We start from the raw sequence: 19,005 nt of genomic DNA, 5'->3' as shown, positions 1-19,005 counted from the left end.
CATAACCGCAGAGACATAATCAAGGCTGGGTCAAATCTCGATAAAAATACCGGGTCACTTCTCAGCAAAAATCAACAGTTCGACCCAATCCGGGCGCCAGGTGTCGCCCAGAAAGTGGCGAACAACGGTGATCAGGACGAACAGGCTTCCCTCGTCCAGATGCCTGTGGCCCATCACGGTCAACCCGACCGCGCTGCGCCCGATCACAACATGGGATTCGGTCTGCCGGAACACGATTTCGGATCCGGGATGTATCAGCAGGAATGCCCGCGCCCCACGAGACAGCGCGGTGGCAAGGTCGGGTGCGCTGAGCACGAAGCTCGAATAAGCACCATAGCGGGCATAATCGAACCTGCGCCCGATGCGGGCGCCAAGCAGCCTGTCGCCGATCGCGCGGGCCACGGTTTCGACCAGAATGCCCTCTGCTGCATAAGGGGCGAAACCCGTTTTCAGAGACAGAACCGAACGATCCAGCCCGGACACCTGAAGGGCATCGGTGACGGTGCTCGCCCCGGCGAAATCTTCAAGCAGTTCCACGACATGGGCCAACTCGCGAATAGTGACCATGTTTCGACGCATATGGACAGTTTGTCGGGAAATGTCCGGTGACACAAGCCGCCCGGGCGCGGCACAATTGCGCAGCGATTTCAGGGGTCACGCCCCTCTGCCAAGCCCGTTTTCGCCAACGAAACCTCTGATTTCAAGTGGAGCATATTGGTGCGCAAGTCTTCTTTTTCTGCAATCAGTCTGTCGCTGATGCTGTGGGCCACGACATGGGTCCCGGCGGCGCAGGCGCAGGACAAGGACACAACCGTCGACAGCCTGGGTGACAGCCGCGAGATCCCGATCACCATCGACAATTTCATCCGCGCCGCGACCGATCTGGAACTGGGCAAATACGCGGCGCTGGCCGGAGGGGTGAACCGGTTCTTTCACTTTCGCGAACCGACCCCGGTCGATGCCCAGCCGACGATCCGGATGAACCGCGACACGCTCTACAGCACCGCCGTGATCGACATCAGCGAGGGGGCAACCCTGACGCTGCCAAACGCAGATGGCCGCTATATGACAGCGATGGTCCTCAATCAGGATCACTATATCGAAGAGGTGTTCCATGGCGGAGGCACCTATGCGCTGGATGTCGATACCTTTGGCACGCCCTATGTCGTCGTCTTCATGCGCGTTCTAGTCGATGCCGCCGATCCGGCCGATGTGGCCGCCGTCAACGCGCTTCAGGATCAGATGACGGTCGAGGCCGCGTCGTCCCGCCCGTTCATCGTGCCCAACTATGACGAAACAAGTTTCGAGGGTCTGTTGCGGAGCATTCTGGCCCTGGGTCCCTATGTGCCGGACAGTTCGTACATGTTCGGCGCGCGCGATCAGGTACAGGCGGTCCGGCACCTGATCGGCACCGCTGGCGGTTGGGGCGGTTTGTCCGAGCAGGAGGCGTATTATGTCGGTGTCGAACCGCAACTGCCGGTGGCCGAGTATAGTATCGACGTCCCCGCTGAGGTGCCGGTTGGCGCCTTCTGGTCCGTCAGCCTGTACAACGCCGATGGCTTTTTCGAGCCCAACGCGCGAGGCGCCTACAACATCAATTCGGTCACGGGCGCGCTCAACGATGACGGGTCCATGACCATTCACCTGGGTGGCTGTGATGACGGGCGGGTGAACTGCCTGCCGATCATGGAGGGCTGGAACTATACCGTGCGGATGTATCAGCCCGGACCGGAGGTTCTGGACGGGACGTGGAGCTTCCCCTCAGCCCGTCGGCTGAAGTAACGAAAGGTTTACTCATGCTACGTTTTCTTTTTGCCCTTGCGCTCTGCCTGCCATCGGTTGCCGTCTCGGAAGAGGTGCGCATCCACAATCTGGTGCGCGCCGAATCCGATACGATGATCCGGGCCAATCTGGCCGCCTATGGGGTGGGTGTGGGCCAGATCGTGCACGAGCGGGCACTGGTGTCGGCAGAGGCGCCGCAGCCGATCATTCGTGCCAATCAGGATACGCTTTACTCTGCCGTGATCCTCGACCTGTCGCAGCCGGTCCAGATCACTCTGCCCGAAAGCGATGGCCGCTTTCAGTCGATGCTGGCGATCAGCCAGGATCACTATGCCTTTGTCGAGGCGACACCGGGTATCTATGACCTGACCGAGGAAAATGTCGGCACGCGCTTTGCCTTTATCCTGTTCCGGACATTTGTCGATGCCGCCGACGCGGACGACCTGGCCAGGGCGCATGCTGCGCAGGACGGGATCGTGCTCAGCGGTGGCGGCGCTGGCCCGTTCGAGGCACCAGACTGGGATATGGAAAGCCTGGTCGAGGCGCGCAAGGCGGTGAACGACCTGGCCAGCGCGGTCGGGTTTGATGCCGCCAACGCCTTTGGCCGCAAGGACGAGGTCGACCCGATCGATCACCTGGTCGGCGCCATTGCGGGTTGGGCCGGGCAACCGGCAAGAACGGCCTCGGCCATTATCGCCAGCGTCGATGCAAATGACGGTGAAACGCCCCATGCGGTGACGGTCAAGGACGTTCCGGTCGACGCCTTCTGGTCGATCACCGTCTACAATGCCGACGGCTATCTGGAGCCGAACGCGCTTGGCCGGAACAGTTACAACAACGTCTCGGCGGCACCGGATGACGATGGGTCTTATACCATCCATTTCGGTGCCTGCTACGATGGCCGGATCAACTGTATCCCGATCACGCCGAACTGGAATTACACCGTTCGCCTGTATCAGCCGCGTGCCGAGATTCTGGACGGAACCTGGACCTTTCCGCTGGCTGAACGGATCAACTGAATCAGAAAGGAGATCGGCATGAAGCGGCTTTTGATCGGAGCGCTCCTGTTACCGGGAATGGCATTTGCACAATCCTATGCCAGCGATGTCGCCATCGGCGAGGGGGATGTGGTTCTGGGCCAGCGGCACTATTCTCCGTTTCTGGATCAATCCTATCCCAACCGGGTTTTCTTTGGCGACACCCATCTGCACACATCCTATTCCACGGATGCGGGGATGATTGGCAACTCGCTTGGGCCGGACGAGGCGTTCCGCTTTGCGCGCGGAGAGAAGGTGCGCGCGGCGCTTGGGGACTATGCGCAACTGGTCCGCCCGCTGGATTTCCTGGTCGTCGCCGATCATGCCGAGAACCTGGGCCTTGCCCCGATGATCGCCGAGTCGAACCCGGCCCTGCTTGCCATCCCCTGGGGACGCAAGATCCATGATCTGGTAAAGGCTGGCGACCCCTTTGGCGCCTATGTGATGTGGGGCACCGAGATGGGGGCGGGCAACGATCCCATCGACGACGACGACCTGACCCGCTCGATCTGGAACCGTATCGTGTCCAGTGCCGAGCGGTTCAACGAGCCGGGCGTCTTTACCGCGCTGCACGGTTTCGAATGGACGTCCAGCCCGGCGATGAACAACCTGCACCGCATCGTCATGTTCCGCGACGATGCCGACAAGGTCGAAGATTTGGTTCCGTTCTCGAACTATGACAGCACCGACCCCGAAGACCTTTGGCGCTGGATGGAGACCTATGAGCGGGACACGGGCGGGCGTGCCATGGCCTTTGCCCATAACGGGAACCTGTCGAACGGGTTGATGTTCGATGACAAACGGATGAACGGCGAACCGATCGACGTAGACTATGCCGAGCGCCGGGCAAGGTGGGAGCCGCTGTATGAGGTGACCCAGATCAAGGGGGACGGGGAAACGCACCCCCTGCTGAGCCCCAATGACGAGTTTGCAGATTACTATACCTGGGATCGCGGCAATTTCGGCAGCGAGTTGAAGACGCCCGACATGCTGCCGCGCGAATACGCGCGGGCGGCGCTGGCGCGCGGGCTGAAGTACGAGGCCGAGATCGGCGTCAATCCTTTCAAGTTCGGCATGATCGGCTCGACCGACAGCCACACCTCGCTCGCCACCACGCGCGAGGACAACTATTTCGGCAAGGCAACGCTGGGCGAGCCCGGCGCAGGGCACGAACGCTATGATGAAAACATCGTGCAACCCGATTTTCTGGGCGAAGAGATCACCGTCAAGCATTACGAAACGCTTGCCGCGGGGCTTGCCGCCGCCTGGGCCAGAGAGAACACGCGCGAAGCGATCTGGGATGCGTTCAAGCGCAAGGAAGTCTATGCCACGACCGGCACACGCATGACCGTTCGGGTTTTCGCGGGTTGGGATTTCGAGGCCGATGACGTGCATCGCCCCGATTTTGCCCGGACGGGGTACGCCCGGGGCGTGCCGATGGGGGCGGACCTGTTCGCCGGTCCCGCCGATGCGGTGCCCCGGTTCATGATCCGTGCACTGCGCGACCCCGATGGCGCCAATCTGGACCGCATTCAGATCGTCAAGGGCTGGGTCGGCGGCGATGGCGAACCAAAGACCCAGGTGTTCGATGTGGCATGGTCTGGCGACCGGACACCAGATGCCGACGGCAAGCTGCCGCCTGTCGGCAGCACCGTGCATGGCGCGGATTACACCAATACCATCGGGGCCGCGGCGCTGGGGGGGTATTGGGAGGACCCGCTATTCGATCGGGGACAGCGGGCCTATTACTATGTCCGGGTGCTTGAAATCCCGACACCGTCCTGGCTGGCCCATGACGAGGCGTTCTATGGCCCGCAGGGCCTGCCGGATGATGCCGTGATGGTCCAGCAAGAGCGCGCCTATACCTCTCCCATCTGGTACACGCCCTAGGGCTGAGGCGGGCGCGACCTGGAAAGACATGCGATCAAACAAGGAGACCCACACATGCCACATACAGGAAAATCACTGGCCACCGTGCTGGCCCTGCTGATGGCCGTCAGCCTTTCAGTGCCAATGCCGGCCGAGGCCCAGTCCAAGCGAACCAAGAACACGGTCGGCGGCGCCGTTGTGGGGGCCGGGGTGGGCTACCTCGTGGGTGGAAACGACGGTGCGAAGGCGGGTGCCGTCGTCGGCGCCATCGCAGGTTATCGTAAGAAGCGTTGAAGCCGGACCGCACGGAATTGAGGAAGAAGGAAGAACAGATGAAACATGTTCGACATACAGCACTTATCGGGCTGTGCTTGATGACGTTTGCGGGCACTGCCTCTGCGGATGCAGAGATGGACGAAATCATTGCCGCGGCCGGTCCGTTCATGCATCTTAGTTGTGCCAGCGTTCTAACCGAGCACGAGGGTAATCCCGAACAAGTAAGCCAAATCGTGCGTCTGATGGCGATGGTTTCTCTTTTCAACCGGCAGATTGACGTCCTGGCTACCGTCCCCGAGGAATACTTGGGCGACCTCAAGGCCGAGTTTGTCGAAGAGCTGGAAGATGCATGCGACGACGATGGCGGCAGGTTACTGGCAGGCGCCGTCGACGATGCCGTGAGAGAGACATTCGAAGCGTTCGAGTAAACGCGACCTTGTTAACCGGGCGAGATCAAGGGACTGCTTTGGTCCAAAATTGGTGGGACGTTGGTGCGTGCGACTTTAGACTCTCGCCAACACCGTGGAAGTAACAAGTATTTGCGAGCCAAGCGCCAATAGCCCCGTCTAAGAGATCAAGCGAACACTCAACCGCTAGAAATCGACGATTTTCCTCGGCAGCAAGCTTAACTACGGGACACTTTCGCAATGATTGACGGGGCTATTCATAGATCCGTTCCGCCATTGGTGTTGTGTCAATGAGGTTGAGGAGCCCGGTGAGAACAGCCTGCTCCGCGCGGTTTGCGCGGGTGCGGGGATTCCAAACCACATGAACGTCGATTGCGGGTGGCGACTCGTATGGCGGCAGTCGCCACAACCGCCCCATTTCGACATCCTCTCGTACCACGTGAAGCGGCAAAGGGCCGATGCCGAGCCCCGCGACGATCATTCGGCGAACTTCCTCAAGGTTAGCCGAAGTACCAACAATGCGGTCGTCAAGCCGTGCCTCGCTTCGCATCATCGTAACTGCGCGAAGCGCATCGTTCATCTGGTCCGTCACGAAGCTGACCGACGAATGCCCGGCGAGATCTGCAGTCGCAAGCCCGGTATGACCAAATAGTGGGTGTGTCGGGCCGCAGAAGAGGCCAAAGAACTCGCGAAATAGCCTTCGGTATTCGAGACCAGGCTTGTGGTCGTTGACAAGGCAGACAGCAAAAGAGGCGCGACGAGATGTAACGGCTTCCAATGCTTCTCGGCTTGCCATCGCGTCGATCGAGAGCGTGGCAGCGGGATGCGCGGAATGAAATTCTGTCAGCGCGGCATCGAACAGCGAGCAGACCACGTGGCTGGCCATCGCGATGGAAACATGTCCCCGCACTTCATCATCGACATCGCGCATGACGGTGCCAAGCCGAATTATGGCACCGTGTATGTCGGTCGCCTCTGCTTGCAACAGCCGACCCGCGGCGGTTAGTTCAAACCTACCGGGGCTACGATAGAACAATCGCTTGCCTAAACGATCCTCTAGCCGCTTTAGCGCGCTGGAAACCGTCGGTTGCTTCAATCCCAACCGTTCGGCCGCATCGGTGACCGAACGGGATTGAGCGAGCACAAGAAAGGTGCGCAAGAGATTCCAGTCAAGGTCGCGCGCGAGCCGTTCTGCTGATGTGAGTCGGGTCATGAATATAGATTACATCAATATTGAGAATTCCAATTATCTATTTGATTAATGACCCCGTGACGCCTCACTCTGTTCCATGAACTGCATTGGGGGAAAGCTGGTTGCGATGACAATCGAGTCGCGGGAAAAACGGCAACCATGGATACTTCTATCTCCTGCCTTGACGGCGGTCTGTTTGCTTCTGGTTGTCCCGCTTCTTTTCATCGTGGTCTATTCCTTCTGGTTGCGCAGCGCTGTTGGCGCGGACACGCCTGGCTTTCATCTCGATAACTGGCAGAAGGTTCTGACCGACCGGTTCTTCCGCGATATCCTGCTCAACACACTGAAAATTGCAGGGATCACTACAGCAGTCTGCGCGATTCTAGGCTATCCGGCAGCCTATTTCATTGCCCGGTCGCGCGGTAACAAGCTGATCCTGCTTGTCCTGCTCATGCTGCCGTTTTGGATCAGCTACATCATCCGTACGATGAGCTGGATCAATATCCTTGGCATTTCCGGGGCTTTGAACTCGTTCTTGCTAGCGATCGGAGTCATCTCCGAGCCGGTCCAGATGCTTTATAACGAGGTTACGGTGATCCTGGGCCTCGTGCATTTCCTGCTGCCGTTCATGGTGCTAAACGTCTATGTCAGCCTCGAAGGGATCGACACCAATCTCGAAGACGCGGCCAATTCTCTTGGCGCGACGCGGTGGCAGAGCTTTCTAGAGGTCACCCTGCCGCTTTCCCTGCCTGGCCTGGCCGCCGGCGGTCTGCTCTGCTTTGTCCTTGGTGCCGGCACCTACATCACCCCGGTGATCCTAGGCGGCCCGCGCGACGCGATGTTCGCAAACCTGGTCTTCGAGGCAATCATCCGCCAACTCAACTGGCCGCTCGGGTCGGCTCTGTCGCTTGCGCTCCTCGTCGTCCTTGGCGCGTTGGTCCTTATCTACAACCGCTATCTTGGCATGGCTCAGCTTGCAAAGGGGTTGGGTTGATGGGCTGGGCACTGATCCGGGCCTATACGGTCCTTGTCTACCTCTTCATGTTCCTGCCGGTCGCGGTGGTCGTGCTTCTGTCTTTTAACGCAAGCCAGTTCGGCAGCTTTCCGATGACCGGCCTCTCTTTTCGCTGGTTCGAGACGCTGTGGCAGAATGAAGCGATTGGGCGCGCTTTCAAAACCTCCATCCTGCTGGGATTGATGACAGCGCTTGTCTCGACCACGCTCGGTGTACTAGCGGCGCTGGCACTTGTGCGCTACCGGGTGCCGGGACGCGACATGATCACCACGCTTCTTATCGCCCCGATCCTAGTGCCCGAGGTGGTATTGGCAGTGGCACTCCTCCTTTTTCTGAACGCCCTCAATATAAACAAGAGCTTCGGGCTCCTTCTTATGGGGCATGTGATCTTTACCCTACCGTTCGTCATCCTCGTCGTGCAGGCACGGCTGGTTTCGATACGTCGGGATGTCGAGGAAGCGGCGCTGAGCCTGGGCGCCACCCCGCGCCAGACCTTTTTCGCGGTAACACTACCACTATTGACACCCGCCGTCGCGGCCGGTGCGCTCTTCGCCTTTACTATCAGTTTCGATGACATCACAGGCACGCTCTTTTGGAAACCCGGCGGGGTAGAAACCGTGCCGACGCAGATTTTCTCGATGCTCCGCAATTCGATCTCTCCCGAAATTAACGCGCTTGGCACCGTGATGATCGTGATGACCGTCGGGTTGCCGCTCATCGGGGCCGGTATTGCCCGGTACCTGGCCAACAAAAAGGGCGGATGAACCGCCATGACCAAACAATATTCAGCAAGGAGGCTGACCATGGAAAACACGACACGCTACGAACGGCTGCGCGAGCGGCTTCAGAACGGCGACCTCGACCGCCGGAAATTTCTGGGCCTGCTCGGAGCGGCCGGTGCCGCCTACGGGCTCCAGACGCCCTTGGCGAAATACGCCAACGCCCAGACCGTGAGCCAGGTGCGCTTTGACGGCTGGGGCGGCATCGTGTCCGAGGCGTTCCGGAAATTCGCATTCGATCCTTATACTACCAAGACCGGCCTAACCGTGGTAGACGGTACGTTCCCCGGCGGTGACGAATATCTAGCGCTGGTCCGCGCTTCTCAGCCGGGCGAATACAACATCGCTCACCTTTCGGGTGTGTTCGATTATGCCCGCTATCACGCGTTCGAGCTGACAAGCGAGTTGAACCTCGACAACATCCCGAACATGGCGCTGGTCATGCCGGCCTTGACCAACGCCTTTGCCGCAGTCACGTCTGATAGTCTCAGTGCAGTACCTTATGATTACGGCAGCACCGGCCTAGCCTATAACCGCAAGTACATCTCGGATGAAGAGATGCATGAAAAGGGTGCCAATATCCTGATCGACGCTGCCCACAAGGGCAAGATTGGCGGTTGGAGCGACTGGCGCACCCGCGTCTGGTACGGCGCGCTTCAGACCGGGCAGGACCCGAACGGCGCAACCGATATGGAAGCAATCTGGGACGCCGTGCGCCAGCACCGCGATCTCGCATTGAAATACTGGGCTTCGGGCGCTGAATTGATGAGCCTTCTGGCCGAGGAGGAGATCCACGTCACCGAAGCCTGGTCCGGCCGCGTCTTCGCGCTGCAGGAACAGGGTCACGACATCGGTTACTATGACCCACCGCAGGGATTCGGTTGGCAAGAATGCCTCTTCGTGATCAAGGGCAGCCCCATGGGAGCCTGTGAAGAGCTTCTGAACTTCATGCTCGATCCCGCGACTTCGATTGCGGTGGCTGAGGGGCAGAACTATCCGCCCGCACTCGACCCGACCAAGGTCGATCTGGGCGCAAAGATCCCGACGCTGCCGGCCTTCGATCCGACCGGCACGCTCTCGGGCCTCACCTTCGCCGATCCCGGCTACTGGAACGGCAACGAGGCCGAGTGGTCCGAGACCTTCTCCCGCGTCCAGCGCGGCTACTGAGACCGATGAGCTCGGCCCCCGCAAAAGGGGGCCGGGCACCCCAGCCCCGAGGAGAGGCCCGTTGAGCGCCGTTACCCTGACCGATATCGTCAAGCGCTTCGGCGATTTCACCGCCGTCCATCGGATGTCGCTCGATATTCCGCAAGGCAGCTTCGTCACCCTTCTCGGGCCCTCGGGCTGCGGCAAGACGACGACCTTACGTATGATCGCCGGGCTTCTAGACCCGAGCGATGGCGACATTTCCATCGGCGGGCGGCGCGTGAACGACGTGCCGATCCACCGCCGGAACCTAGGGCTTGTTTTCCAGAACTACGCGCTCTTCCCACACCGAACGGTGGCCGACAACGTCGCTTTCGGTCTGCGCTACCGCAATGTGGCGCAGGCCGAGATCAAGCGCCGTGTGGTCGAGGCCCTGGACTTGGTGCAGCTTCCCGAACTAGGCGAGCGCTATCCAAAGGAGCTTTCAGGCGGTCAGCAACAACGCGTAGCACTGGCCCGCGCCATTGTGATCGAACCGGACGTGCTTCTCCTTGACGAACCGCTCTCGGCCCTCGACGCCAACCTGCGCGAGGATATGCGGGTCGAGCTGAAGAAGATCCAGCAGCGCATTGGGGTGACCACGGTCTTTGTTACTCATGACCAGACGGAGGCTTTGGCGATGTCCGACCGGATTATCGTTATGTCGAAAGGCCGGGTGGAGCAAATGGGCGCACCGGAAGAGGTTTACAACACGCCCGCAAGTGAGTTTGTCGCGACCTTCCTCGGTGCCTCGAACATCCTGCCTGCGACCTGTACCGGTATTGACGGGGGCATGGCTGCGCTTGAAGTGTCTGACCTGCCCAACATTGCCGTCCCACCCGACCGCGCTCCCCGTATCGGTGGCGTCGGTCCGGCAAAGCTCGTCATACGCGCCGAAAAACTCGACGTTCTGCCCGCGGGTACAGATCCAGACGGCCGGTATTCGGTTGTCGGCACTATTGAGACGGTGGACTATCAGGGCCAGTCGGCCCGCTATTTCTTGCGGGTCGGCGGCTACGCATTGCAGGCCATCAACATGATCGACGATCACCCTCTACCCATCGGGGCCGAAGTCTCGGTGCGCTTCCGCGCCAAGGACTGCGCCGCTCTGCCTTCGGAGCCCCGAGCATGACGACCAAGAGTCATTTATTCTACCAAACCGACAGCCGACGCCCTGTACTTGCCGAGGCGCGGGGGATCTACATGTGGGATGTCGACGGTAAGCGCTACATCGATGGCTCATCGGGTGCGATGGTGTCAAATATTGGCCATTCTAGCCCCCGCGTGCTGGAGGCGATGCGGCGACAGATGGAGAAGTCAACCTTCGGCTACCGCCTGCATTTCGAGACCGAGCCGAGCGAGATGCTTGCGACAAAGGTGGCAAAGCTTACGCCCGATGGGATGGAGAAGGTTTTTTTCGTCTCTGGTGGTTCCGAGGCCGTCGAAAGCGCTATCAAGATCGCTAGGCAGTACGCCGTTACCATCGGACAGTCTTCGCGGTGGAAGGTGATTTCGAGAACACCGTCTTATCACGGCTCCACACTCGGAGCGCTGGCGCTGACGAGCTACACGCCGCTTACCCTGCCGTTCGAACCGATGATGCAGGTGATGCCGAAGATTCCCGCGCCGCGCGCCTATCTTGATGGGCTCGAATTGGACGACCCCGCCACCGGTGCGCACTACGCGGCGATGCTGGAAGCGAAGATCCTCGAGGAAGGACCAGAGACAGTGCTGGCCTTCATCCACGAACCGGTGGGCGGCGCCTCGACCGGCGCACTGGTGCCGCCAGAGGGTTACATGCAGGCGGTACGCGCGATCTGCAACCGTTACGGGGTGCTCCTGATCCACGACGAGGTGATGTCAGGCGGCGGCCGCACCGGCCGGTTCCTTGGCGCCGATCACTGGGGCGTCGCGCCCGACATCATCGCGATTTCCAAGGGCTTCGGCGCGGGCTATGCGCCCTTGGGTGCCATGATCGCCCATGACCGGATCGTCGATCCGGTGCTGAAGGCGGGCGGCTTCATGCATGGCCACACATATGCCGGCAATCCCCTTGCCTGCGCCGCCGGGCTCGCGGTGCTGGAGGAGATCGAGGCGGGCGCAATGATGGAGAACGCCGCCGAGACCGGCGATCTGCTGAAATCCCGCCTCGGCGCGCTGATGCAGCGTTACCCCTTCATCGGCGACGTGCGGGGAAAGGGACTGCTCCTTGCCTTCGAACTGGTCGAGGATCGCCAGACGATGCGCCCCCTGCCGAAGGCGCTGAATGCCTATTCGGAGCTCGTCGAACTAGCTTATCAGGAAGGACTGATCATCTATTCCCGCCGCACTCGCGACGGGACAGAGGGCGACCATTTCCTCGTCTGCCCGCCGATGATCACCAACGCCGAACAGGTGGACGAGATCATGGTCATGCTCACCTCCGCGCTTGACCGCTTCGCCGAAAAGGTCGAACCGGCCATGAAACAGAGCGTCTGAATCCATGTCGAAAATCGTCATCACCTGCGCCATCACCGGCTCGATCCACACGCCGTCGATGTCGCCCTACCTGCCAGTCACGGCCGGGGAGATCGCCGAACAGGCGATCGGCGCGGCCAAGGCAGGGGCCGCGATCCTGCACCTGCACGCTCGTGATCCGAAGACCGGCCGGCCTTCGGCGGCGGTGGACCATTACCGCGCCTTCCTGCCGACAATCCGGACCGGATGTGATACGGTCATCAACCTGACGACAGGCGGCAGCGCGGTGATGACGCTCGACGACCGCCTTGCCGCGCCCCTGGAGCTCAGGCCCGAGATGTGTTCGCTCAACATGGGGTCGATGAACTTCGCGCTCTATCCGATGCTGGGCAAGCGCACCGAATGGCTCCACGACTGGGAAGAGCCTTTCCTGCGCGAGTCTGACGATCTCGTCTTCAAGAACACGCCCCGCGATATCGAAGGCATTCTCACCCGGATGGGCCGCAACCGTGGCGCGCGGTTCGAGTTCGAATGCTACGATGTCAGCCATCTCTACATGCTGCGCCACTTCGCCGACCGGGGGCTGGTCGAGGGGCCGATCTTCATCCAGTTCGTGATGGGAGTCCTCGGCGGCATCGCGGCCGAGCCTGAGCACCTGGACCACCTGAAGACCACTGCCGACCGCCTCTTCGGGCAGAACTACATTTTCTCGGTCCTGGCCGCCGGGCGCCAGCAGATGCCACTGGCCGAGAAATCCGCCGCAATGGGAGGTCATGTACGTGTCGGATTGGAGGACAACCTCTACATCTCCAAGGGCGTGCTCGCACGGTCGAACGCCGAACAAGTGGAGAGGGTCCGCGCACTGGTCGAGGGGCTTGGTCGAACCGTCGCCACGCCCGACGAGGCGCGCGCGCTGCTCGGGCTGAAGGGCGCGGGCGCGGTGGGGTTCTGAATGGCGGCGGGGATCATAATCCGGCTGGCCGAGGCGGCCGATGCCGCGCGGCTGAATGCGGCACTCCGGGGGCTGTCGGACGATCTGGGCGACAGCCACGGGGCGAGCGATGACGATATCGCGGCGGCAGGGTTCGGCACTGACCCGACCTTCCGCGCGGTCCTCGCGCTTCAGGGCGAGGAGGTCGTCGGAGTCGCAGTCTTCTCGCCGATTTTTTCGACGACGCTGGCCACAGCGGGGGTCTTCGTCTCCGACCTCTGGGTCGCGGCCACGGCGCGCGGGGGGCGGGTTGGCCCGCGTCTTCTGGCGGCGGTGCGGGACGCGGCGGCGGCGCGCGGGGGGTGCGGGTTCATCCGGCTGGCCGTCTATGCCGACAACCCGCGCGCGTTGGCGTTTTACGAACGGATGGGATTTGAGGCGAGGTCGGGCGAGGTCGGGATGATCCTTGTCGCCGCGGCTTTGGGCGATATCGGAGGCACGGCATGAAGGCCATTCTCGACGACAGACAGCGGGTCCACGACCCGAAGATGTTCATGGCGAACGGCATCAGTCTACCGAACCCCGAAAAGCCCGAACGTATCGAAGTCCTGCGGGCGGGGGCCGAAGCTGCCAATTGTCGGTTCGAGACGCCAGCCGACCACGGGCTCGGCCCGATAGCGGCGCTGCATTCGCCCGAATACCTTGTGTTCCTTCAGACGATCCACGAGCGATGGAGCCGGATCGAAGGCGCCTCTGACGAAGTAATCCCGAATATTCATCCCGATATGCGGGGCGCCTCCTATCCCCAGTCCGCCGTGGGTCAGGCTGGTTTTCATCAGGCCGATACTTCTTGCCCGATTTCCACCGGAACCTGGGAATCGGCTTACTGGTCGGCCCAGACCGCGCTGAGCGGAGCGAGTGCAGTCATCGCGGGGGCGGGGGCGGTCTATGCCCTTTCTCGCCCACCAGGGCACCATGCGTTTGGAGATCTCGCCGGTGGATTCTGCTTTCTCAACAATTCAGCCATCGCTGCCGAAGCACTCCTTGAGGCTGGCCTTCGACCCGCTATCCTCGACGTCGATGTTCACCATGGCAACGGCACGCAAGGTATCTTTTATCACCGGCGCGATGTTTTGACGGTTTCGATTCACGCTGACCCCATCCGCTTCTACCCCTTCTTCTGGGGATACGCTGAAGAACGGGGCACAGGTGAGGGGTTGGGCTACAACCTCAACATACCTTTGCCGAGAAGTACCGACGACAACAGCTATCTTGACGCGCTCGGCGCGGCGCTTGGAAGAATCCAGGCTTTCGGCGCCGACGTCGTCGTCATTGCTCTTGGGCTCGATGCGCATGAAAACGATCCTTTCCAAGGTTTCAAGGTTACAACTAACGGTTTTGCGCGCATCGCCGAAGCTGTTGTTAACTTGCGAAAGCCTGTACTGATCGTGCAGGAAGGCGGCTATATTCAGCCCGATCTTGGTATCAACCTGACGAGCTTCCTAAAGGGTTGCCAGCGGGCATGACATTGTAATTCAACACCAGCATTGAGTGACGGCCAAATATGACGATCTTCGCTTGTGCGAAGCCAAACCGCCTTCGATAATCGCGGGCAAAGAGCCACACTTAGGTTCGGTATGATCCCGGTGTCCGGTTTGTCCATTTGCGAAAGGCACGGTGAAAGTTTGCCGGGGCAGAGAAACCAGTGTCAAAGGCGATTTTCTCGATGCTGTCCGTACCGTTGCGAAGCGCGCGGATCGCGATGTCGCGGCGCAGCGCATCCTTGATGTCCTGAAAGGATGTGCCCTCCTGATTCAGGCGCCGGTTCAGCGTCCGTGGGGTCATCTTCAACGCCTGCGCCACATCTGGAAGCTGGCAGGTCTGCCAGGACGCGCCATAAAGGAATGCCCGCACACGCAGGCTGTAGGTGTGGGCGCGCGAGCCTGTGAAAATCCAGTCAAGCGGTGCGCGTTCAAGGAACACCGCTGCCTCTGCCGGGCTGCGGGTGATCGGGTTGGTGAATTGGCGTGAATCGAACAGGATGCTGGAATTCGGGGCATCGAAAACCACCGCGCAAGGAAACACCACCGCGTAATCGGCGGCAAAATCGGGACGAGGAAAGGCAAAGCGCACCGCTTTCACCGGAGTTTCCGCCCCGCCGAGCCACGACAAAAGCCCATGCGCCAGTTTCAGCATCAACAAATGCCCGAAGCGCTGCGGGCGGGTTTCCCGATCATACGGGATTAACGACAGTTCCACCTCGTCCGCCTCGTTGCGCAGCTCAAGGCGGAAATCATCCAGGATCAGGTTCCAGTATGTCGAGAACCGATACAAGGCCGAAGTCAGGCTGCTCGCCTCACGCTGCACGGTCACCAGATGTTGCAGGGCGCGGCGCCGGATCGGGCGGCTCCACAACCCCATCATCTCGTCACCTGTCTCGGGCGCGGCAAGTTGGTACAAGCGCGCGATTTCATTCAGCGTAACGCGCTGATTGGGGGCCATGGGGCTGGTTTGCAGACCCGACTGTTGCAAGAGCGATACCATGGCCTCGGGCGAGCATCGCAATTTCAGCGCATCCAGCCAATCCTGAATGAAGCCCGCCGACACGGTTGTCAGCGAGACGGGATCATGACCGCTCATACAACCCTCGTTTGGCGCAATCGGATACAACATTGGCAAGAAATGAGCTTATCGGCAAGGAGGATGGTCGATAAATGACGCAAAGCCATAGCGCCAAGAGAGAAACACGCATGTCCTATCAGCCGCCCGTAAAAGATTTGATATTTTGTATCGAACACCTTTCCCATTGGGAAAACGTATCCACGCTCGCGGTCTATGCCGACCACGACCTGACGGATATCGGTGCCGCGCTCGAAGGTTTTGCCCAGTTTTGCGCCGAACAGATCGCGCCTTTGTCTCAAATCGGGGACACGCTGGGCGCCCGGTATGACAATGGTCGCGTGACGATGCCCGAAGCCGACGCGCAGGCCTATGCCCAGTTTGTCGAGATGGGATGGCAGTCGATGACCCATCCGGTGGAATACGGCGGCTTTGGGCTGCCCCGCGTCGTTGGCGCGGCAGCGGTCGAGGTTCTGAACGCCGCCGACATGAGCTTTGGTCTTTGCCCGCTTTTGACCGATGGCGCGATCGAGGCGTTGCTGCTGACCGGATCGGACGAGCAAAAGGCCACCTATCTGGAGCCGCTGGTTGCCGGACGCTGGTCGGGCACGATGAACCTTACGGAACCGCAGGCAGGCAGCGATCTGGGACGGGTGAGCACCAAGGCGACCCGGCGCGAGGATGGTACCTATGGCGTTTCAGGAACAAAGATCTTCATCACCTATGGCGCCCATGATCTGACCGAGAACATCATCCACCTCGTGCTCGCCCGCACGCCGGAGGCCCCCGTCGGGCCCAAGGGGTTGAGCCTCTTCATCGTGCCGCAAAAGCTGGTGGAGCCCGATGGCACTTTGGGCGCTGAAAACGCCGTGAATTGCGTCAGCATCGAACACAAGTTGGGTGTGCGGGCCAGCCCAACCGCCGTGCTGGAATATGACGATGCCACCGGCTTCCTGATCGGCGAGGAAAATCGCGGGCTGGAATACATGTTCATTATGATGAACGCCGCGCGTTTTTCGGTGGGTGTGCAAGGCATTGCCATATCCGAAAGGGCCTATCAGCGCGCATTGGCCTATGCCCGCGAACGGGTGCAAAGCCGTCCGGTGAACGGTCAGGCGCGGGATGCCGTTGCCATTATCGAACACCCGGATGTGCGTCGTATGCTTATGCGCATGCGCTGCCTGACCGAGGGTGGCCGCGCCATGGCGGCCGCAACTGCCGGACTGTTGGATATTGCGCATCACCGGGACGATCCCGCGGCGGCTGCGCTGGCAGAATTCATGGTGCCGCTGGTCAAGGGCTTCTGTTCGGAGCGGGCGGTCGAGGTCGCATCCTTGGGTGTTCAAATCCATGGCGGCGTGGGTTTCATCGAGGAAACCGGAGCCGCCCAGCATTATCGCGACGCCCGTATCCTTCCGATCTACGAAGGCACCACGGCCATTCAGGCCAATGACCTTCTGGGGCGCAAGGTGATGCGCGACGGCGGTGAAACCGCGCGCCGCTTCGCCGCCCGAATTGCCGAGACCGAGGCCGAACTCGCAAACGGTTTCGCCGAAGCGCAAGCGATTGGCACAAGCCTCGCCAAAGCACGAGGCAGCTTCGAAAGTGCGTTAGACTGGCTACTCGAAACCAGCCACAAGGATATCGACGCGGCCTTTGCGGGTTCTGTTCCCTTCCTTATGCTGGCCGGTACGCTGGCGGCGGGCTGGAAGCTGGCCAAGGGCGCCCTGGCGGCGCAAACCGCCCTGGATGCGGGTCAGGACGCGCGGTTCATGACCCGGAAAATAGCCACCGCGCTGTTTTTTGCCGAACACATCCTGCCCGATTGCGCCGCCGAACACGCCCGTATCCTGCACGGCGCACGCAGCCTGCTTGACGCGGATTTCCCAGACTGACACCCCGAAAGGACCAGACCCATGAATGACGTCGTGAACCCCGACACCTACGAGAGCCTCGCGATTTCGCCGCGTGAAAACGGCCTCTATGTCGTGAGCCTGAACCGCCCTACCAAGCGAAACGCGTTGAACGTGGCCACCATCGAAGAACTGATCCGCTTTTTCAGCGGCGCCCGAATGGCAGGTGTCAGGGCCGTGGTGTTGGCCGGGGAAGGCGACCATTTCTGCGCCGGCTTGGATCTGGTTGAGCATTGGAAAGCCGACCGCAGCGCCGATGACTTCATGCATGTCTGCCTACGCTGGCATGAAGCCTTCAACAAGATGGAATATGGCGGGGTGCCGATCATCGCGGCACTCAAGGGCGCGGTTGTCGGCGGCGGTCTGGAACTGGCCAGCGCCGCCCATATCCGGGTGATGGACGGTTCCACCTATTTTGCCCTGCCCGAAGGTCAACGCGGCATTTTCACCGGCGGCGGCGCCACGATCCGCGTATCGGACATGATCGGGAAGTACCGCATGATCGACATGGTTCTGACGGGTCGCGTGTACCAGGGACAAGAAGCCGTGGACCTTGGCCTCGCGCAATACATGGTCGAAGGCTCCAGCTTGGACAAGGCGATGGAAATCGCCGCCAAGGTGGCCCAGAACCTGCCTCTGACCAACTTTGCGATCTGTTCGGCGGTCAGCCACATGAAGAACATGTCCGGCCTCGATGCGGCCTATGCAGAAGCATTTGTCGGCGGCATCGTGAACACCCAGCCCGACGCGCGCGCGCGGCTGGAAGCCTTCGCCAACAAGACCGCCGCCCGCGTTCGGCCCAACACCTAGGAGAGGCAGAAGCGGGATTCGCCAACATTTCGAGGCCCCTCGCGATGCGCCGGCATACTATGTACCGCTGTCGCCATTGTCTTTCCTGCGCCGGGCCGAGTCCCTGCACGGCGCACGCATGGCGGTGATTCTTGGAGACATCCGGCGCAACTGAAGCGAAACCGCCCGAAGCATCCGCGCGGTGGCCATCGGTCTTGTCGAGCTTCGCCTGCAAAAGGGCGACACCGTATCCGTGCTCAACACGATCAATACCCGGCTAGAGGCGGAAACCATCACCTATATCGTGGGGCCACACCCACACGAAACTGATTGTCGTCGACCGCGGGCTTGCACCGATCCTGTCCAAAGCGTTCGCGCTTTTGGGCCGTTCCCTGCCGGTGGTTAAAACTGCTGATCCGAACGCAGTGGGTGATAACCATTTAGGTGGCCTGACCCCACGCCGATCACCCTCCTTGATGACGAATGGTATGCAATTGTGTTGAACTACACATCGGGCACACCGCATCCTTGTCCAACTCGAAACCAACGACTACCAAAATCAAACCAGCGACTCTTGTGATCAACGAGGGATCAGCAGGGTGGAGATGCACCGCCACTCTGAAGGGTTTTTTTGGGCCGTTCTGAGACACTGGTTGCGGGAGCAGGATTTGAACCTGCGACCTTCAGGTTATGAGCCTGACGAGCTACCTGGCTGCTCCATCCCGCGCCGGTTTTTTTTTGAGATCGTGTTAGA

Annotated in this window: 18 protein-coding genes and 1 tRNA gene; 15 read left to right on the top strand and 4 right to left on the bottom strand. The window is 60.6% G+C overall.

What is annotated here, in order from left to right; genetic code table 11:
* Positions 1-54 precede the first annotated feature (54 nt).
* The gene (locus OEZ49_RS22200; protein WP_263390340.1) at positions 55-567 is read right to left on the bottom strand and encodes an AraC family transcriptional regulator; all 513 of its coding nucleotides are present in this window, start codon (positions 565-567) and stop codon (positions 55-57) included.
* A 150-nt stretch (positions 568-717) separates the two neighbouring features.
* On the opposite strand from OEZ49_RS22200, the gene OEZ49_RS22195 reads away from it, so the two are divergent.
* The 5 genes from OEZ49_RS22195 to OEZ49_RS22175 are packed head-to-tail and all read left to right on the top strand — an operon-like array spanning position 718 to position 5,392.
* A complete protein-coding gene (locus OEZ49_RS22195) occupies positions 718-1,782 on the top strand; it encodes a DUF1214 domain-containing protein (RefSeq protein WP_263390339.1) in 1,065 nt (354 codons plus the stop codon).
* 14 nt (positions 1,783-1,796) lie between these two features.
* The gene (locus OEZ49_RS22190) at positions 1,797-2,801 is read left to right on the top strand and encodes a DUF1214 domain-containing protein (RefSeq protein ID WP_263390338.1); all 1,005 of its coding nucleotides are present in this window, start codon (positions 1,797-1,799) and stop codon (positions 2,799-2,801) included.
* An 18-nt stretch (positions 2,802-2,819) separates the two neighbouring features.
* Complete coding sequence (locus OEZ49_RS22185; protein WP_263390337.1) at positions 2,820-4,709, top strand: DUF3604 domain-containing protein; 1,890 nt, start codon at positions 2,820-2,822, stop codon at positions 4,707-4,709.
* Positions 4,710-4,763: 54 nt separating this feature from the next.
* Positions 4,764-4,982 carry a YMGG-like glycine zipper-containing protein gene (locus tag OEZ49_RS22180; RefSeq protein ID WP_263390336.1) on the top strand — a complete coding sequence of 73 codons (219 nt, stop codon included), beginning with the start codon at positions 4,764-4,766 and terminating at the stop codon, positions 4,980-4,982.
* A 38-nt stretch (positions 4,983-5,020) separates the two neighbouring features.
* Positions 5,021-5,392 carry a hypothetical protein gene (locus OEZ49_RS22175; RefSeq protein ID WP_263390335.1) on the top strand — a complete coding sequence of 124 codons (372 nt, stop codon included), beginning with the start codon at positions 5,021-5,023 and terminating at the stop codon, positions 5,390-5,392.
* Positions 5,393-5,624: 232 nt separating this feature from the next.
* On the opposite strand, the gene OEZ49_RS22170 is transcribed toward OEZ49_RS22175, so the two are convergent.
* The gene (locus tag OEZ49_RS22170; RefSeq protein WP_263390334.1) at positions 5,625-6,584 is read right to left on the bottom strand and encodes a LysR family transcriptional regulator; all 960 of its coding nucleotides are present in this window, start codon (positions 6,582-6,584) and stop codon (positions 5,625-5,627) included.
* Between the two features lie 175 nt (positions 6,585-6,759).
* Between OEZ49_RS22170 and OEZ49_RS22165 the strand changes: the two genes are divergently transcribed.
* From OEZ49_RS22165 to OEZ49_RS22130, 8 genes are all read left to right on the top strand, one after another.
* A complete protein-coding gene (locus OEZ49_RS22165) occupies positions 6,760-7,557 on the top strand; it encodes an ABC transporter permease (protein ID WP_263390333.1) in 798 nt (265 codons plus the stop codon).
* On the top strand, positions 7,557-8,342 hold the full coding sequence (locus OEZ49_RS22160; RefSeq protein ID WP_263390332.1) for an ABC transporter permease: 786 nt from the start codon (positions 7,557-7,559) through the stop codon (positions 8,340-8,342). Before OEZ49_RS22165 ends, OEZ49_RS22160 begins: the two co-directional genes overlap by 1 nt.
* A gap of 39 nt (positions 8,343-8,381) precedes the next feature.
* Positions 8,382-9,524 carry an extracellular solute-binding protein gene (locus tag OEZ49_RS22155; RefSeq protein WP_263390331.1) on the top strand — a complete coding sequence of 381 codons (1,143 nt, stop codon included), beginning with the start codon at positions 8,382-8,384 and terminating at the stop codon, positions 9,522-9,524.
* A gap of 61 nt (positions 9,525-9,585) precedes the next feature.
* Positions 9,586-10,674, top strand: coding sequence for an ABC transporter ATP-binding protein (locus tag OEZ49_RS22150; RefSeq protein ID WP_263390330.1), 1,089 nt, complete (start codon positions 9,586-9,588; stop codon positions 10,672-10,674).
* Positions 10,671-12,020: an aminotransferase family protein gene (locus OEZ49_RS22145; protein WP_263390329.1), complete on the top strand. Its 1,350-nt coding sequence runs from the start codon at positions 10,671-10,673 to the stop codon at positions 12,018-12,020. Before OEZ49_RS22150 ends, OEZ49_RS22145 begins: the two co-directional genes overlap by 4 nt.
* Positions 12,021-12,024: 4 nt before the next feature.
* Positions 12,025-12,951, top strand: a complete 927-nt coding sequence (locus OEZ49_RS22140) for a BKACE family enzyme (protein ID WP_263390328.1) — start codon at positions 12,025-12,027, stop codon at positions 12,949-12,951.
* Positions 12,952-13,437 carry a GNAT family N-acetyltransferase gene (locus OEZ49_RS22135; RefSeq protein WP_263390327.1) on the top strand — a complete coding sequence of 162 codons (486 nt, stop codon included), beginning with the start codon at positions 12,952-12,954 and terminating at the stop codon, positions 13,435-13,437. It abuts the gene before it with no gap.
* On the top strand, positions 13,434-14,456 hold the full coding sequence (locus OEZ49_RS22130; protein ID WP_263390326.1) for a histone deacetylase family protein: 1,023 nt from the start codon (positions 13,434-13,436) through the stop codon (positions 14,454-14,456). The genes OEZ49_RS22135 and OEZ49_RS22130 overlap by 4 nt, the downstream gene beginning before the upstream one ends.
* A gap of 100 nt (positions 14,457-14,556) precedes the next feature.
* On the opposite strand, the gene OEZ49_RS22125 is transcribed toward OEZ49_RS22130, so the two are convergent.
* Positions 14,557-15,570 (bottom strand): AraC family transcriptional regulator, encoded by a 1,014-nt coding sequence (locus tag OEZ49_RS22125; RefSeq protein WP_263390325.1) that lies wholly within the window; start codon positions 15,568-15,570, stop codon positions 14,557-14,559.
* A 110-nt stretch (positions 15,571-15,680) separates the two neighbouring features.
* Between OEZ49_RS22125 and OEZ49_RS22120 the strand changes: the two genes are divergently transcribed.
* A complete protein-coding gene (locus tag OEZ49_RS22120; RefSeq protein ID WP_263390324.1) occupies positions 15,681-17,444 on the top strand; it encodes an acyl-CoA dehydrogenase in 1,764 nt (587 codons plus the stop codon).
* A 21-nt stretch (positions 17,445-17,465) separates the two neighbouring features.
* A complete protein-coding gene (gene dmdD / locus OEZ49_RS22115; protein ID WP_263390323.1) occupies positions 17,466-18,272 on the top strand; it encodes a methylthioacryloyl-CoA hydratase in 807 nt (268 codons plus the stop codon).
* A gap of 629 nt (positions 18,273-18,901) precedes the next feature.
* On the opposite strand, the gene OEZ49_RS22110 is transcribed toward dmdD, so the two are convergent.
* Positions 18,902-18,978, bottom strand: a tRNA-Met gene (locus OEZ49_RS22110).
* Positions 18,979-19,005 lie beyond the last annotated feature (27 nt).

Origin of the sequence: Ruegeria marisflavi, assembly GCF_025673445.1 — a bacterium.
Lineage (GTDB): Bacteria > Pseudomonadota > Alphaproteobacteria > Rhodobacterales > Rhodobacteraceae > Ruegeria_B > Ruegeria_B marisflavi.
This window is presented reverse-complemented; position numbering and strand designations above follow the sequence as displayed.

Coding starts and splice junctions, on each gene's coding strand:
- OEZ49_RS22200 (WP_263390340.1), bottom strand. CDS start 567: ATGGTCACTATTCGCGAGTTGGCCCATGTCGTGGAACTGCTTGAAGAT.
- OEZ49_RS22190 (WP_263390338.1), top strand. CDS start 1,797: ATGCTACGTTTTCTTTTTGCCCTTGCGCTCTGCCTGCCATCGGTTGCC.
- OEZ49_RS22185 (WP_263390337.1), top strand. CDS start 2,820: ATGAAGCGGCTTTTGATCGGAGCGCTCCTGTTACCGGGAATGGCATTT.
- OEZ49_RS22180 (WP_263390336.1), top strand. CDS start 4,764: ATGCCACATACAGGAAAATCACTGGCCACCGTGCTGGCCCTGCTGATG.
- OEZ49_RS22175 (WP_263390335.1), top strand. CDS start 5,021: ATGAAACATGTTCGACATACAGCACTTATCGGGCTGTGCTTGATGACG.
- OEZ49_RS22170 (WP_263390334.1), bottom strand. CDS start 6,584: ATGACCCGACTCACATCAGCAGAACGGCTCGCGCGCGACCTTGACTGG.
- OEZ49_RS22160 (WP_263390332.1), top strand. CDS start 7,557: ATGGGCTGGGCACTGATCCGGGCCTATACGGTCCTTGTCTACCTCTTC.
- OEZ49_RS22155 (WP_263390331.1), top strand. CDS start 8,382: ATGGAAAACACGACACGCTACGAACGGCTGCGCGAGCGGCTTCAGAAC.
- OEZ49_RS22145 (WP_263390329.1), top strand. CDS start 10,671: ATGACGACCAAGAGTCATTTATTCTACCAAACCGACAGCCGACGCCCT.
- OEZ49_RS22140 (WP_263390328.1), top strand. CDS start 12,025: ATGTCGAAAATCGTCATCACCTGCGCCATCACCGGCTCGATCCACACG.
- OEZ49_RS22135 (WP_263390327.1), top strand. CDS start 12,952: ATGGCGGCGGGGATCATAATCCGGCTGGCCGAGGCGGCCGATGCCGCG.
- OEZ49_RS22130 (WP_263390326.1), top strand. CDS start 13,434: ATGAAGGCCATTCTCGACGACAGACAGCGGGTCCACGACCCGAAGATG.
- OEZ49_RS22125 (WP_263390325.1), bottom strand. CDS start 15,570: ATGAGCGGTCATGATCCCGTCTCGCTGACAACCGTGTCGGCGGGCTTC.
- OEZ49_RS22120 (WP_263390324.1), top strand. CDS start 15,681: ATGTCCTATCAGCCGCCCGTAAAAGATTTGATATTTTGTATCGAACAC.
- dmdD (WP_263390323.1), top strand. CDS start 17,466: ATGAATGACGTCGTGAACCCCGACACCTACGAGAGCCTCGCGATTTCG.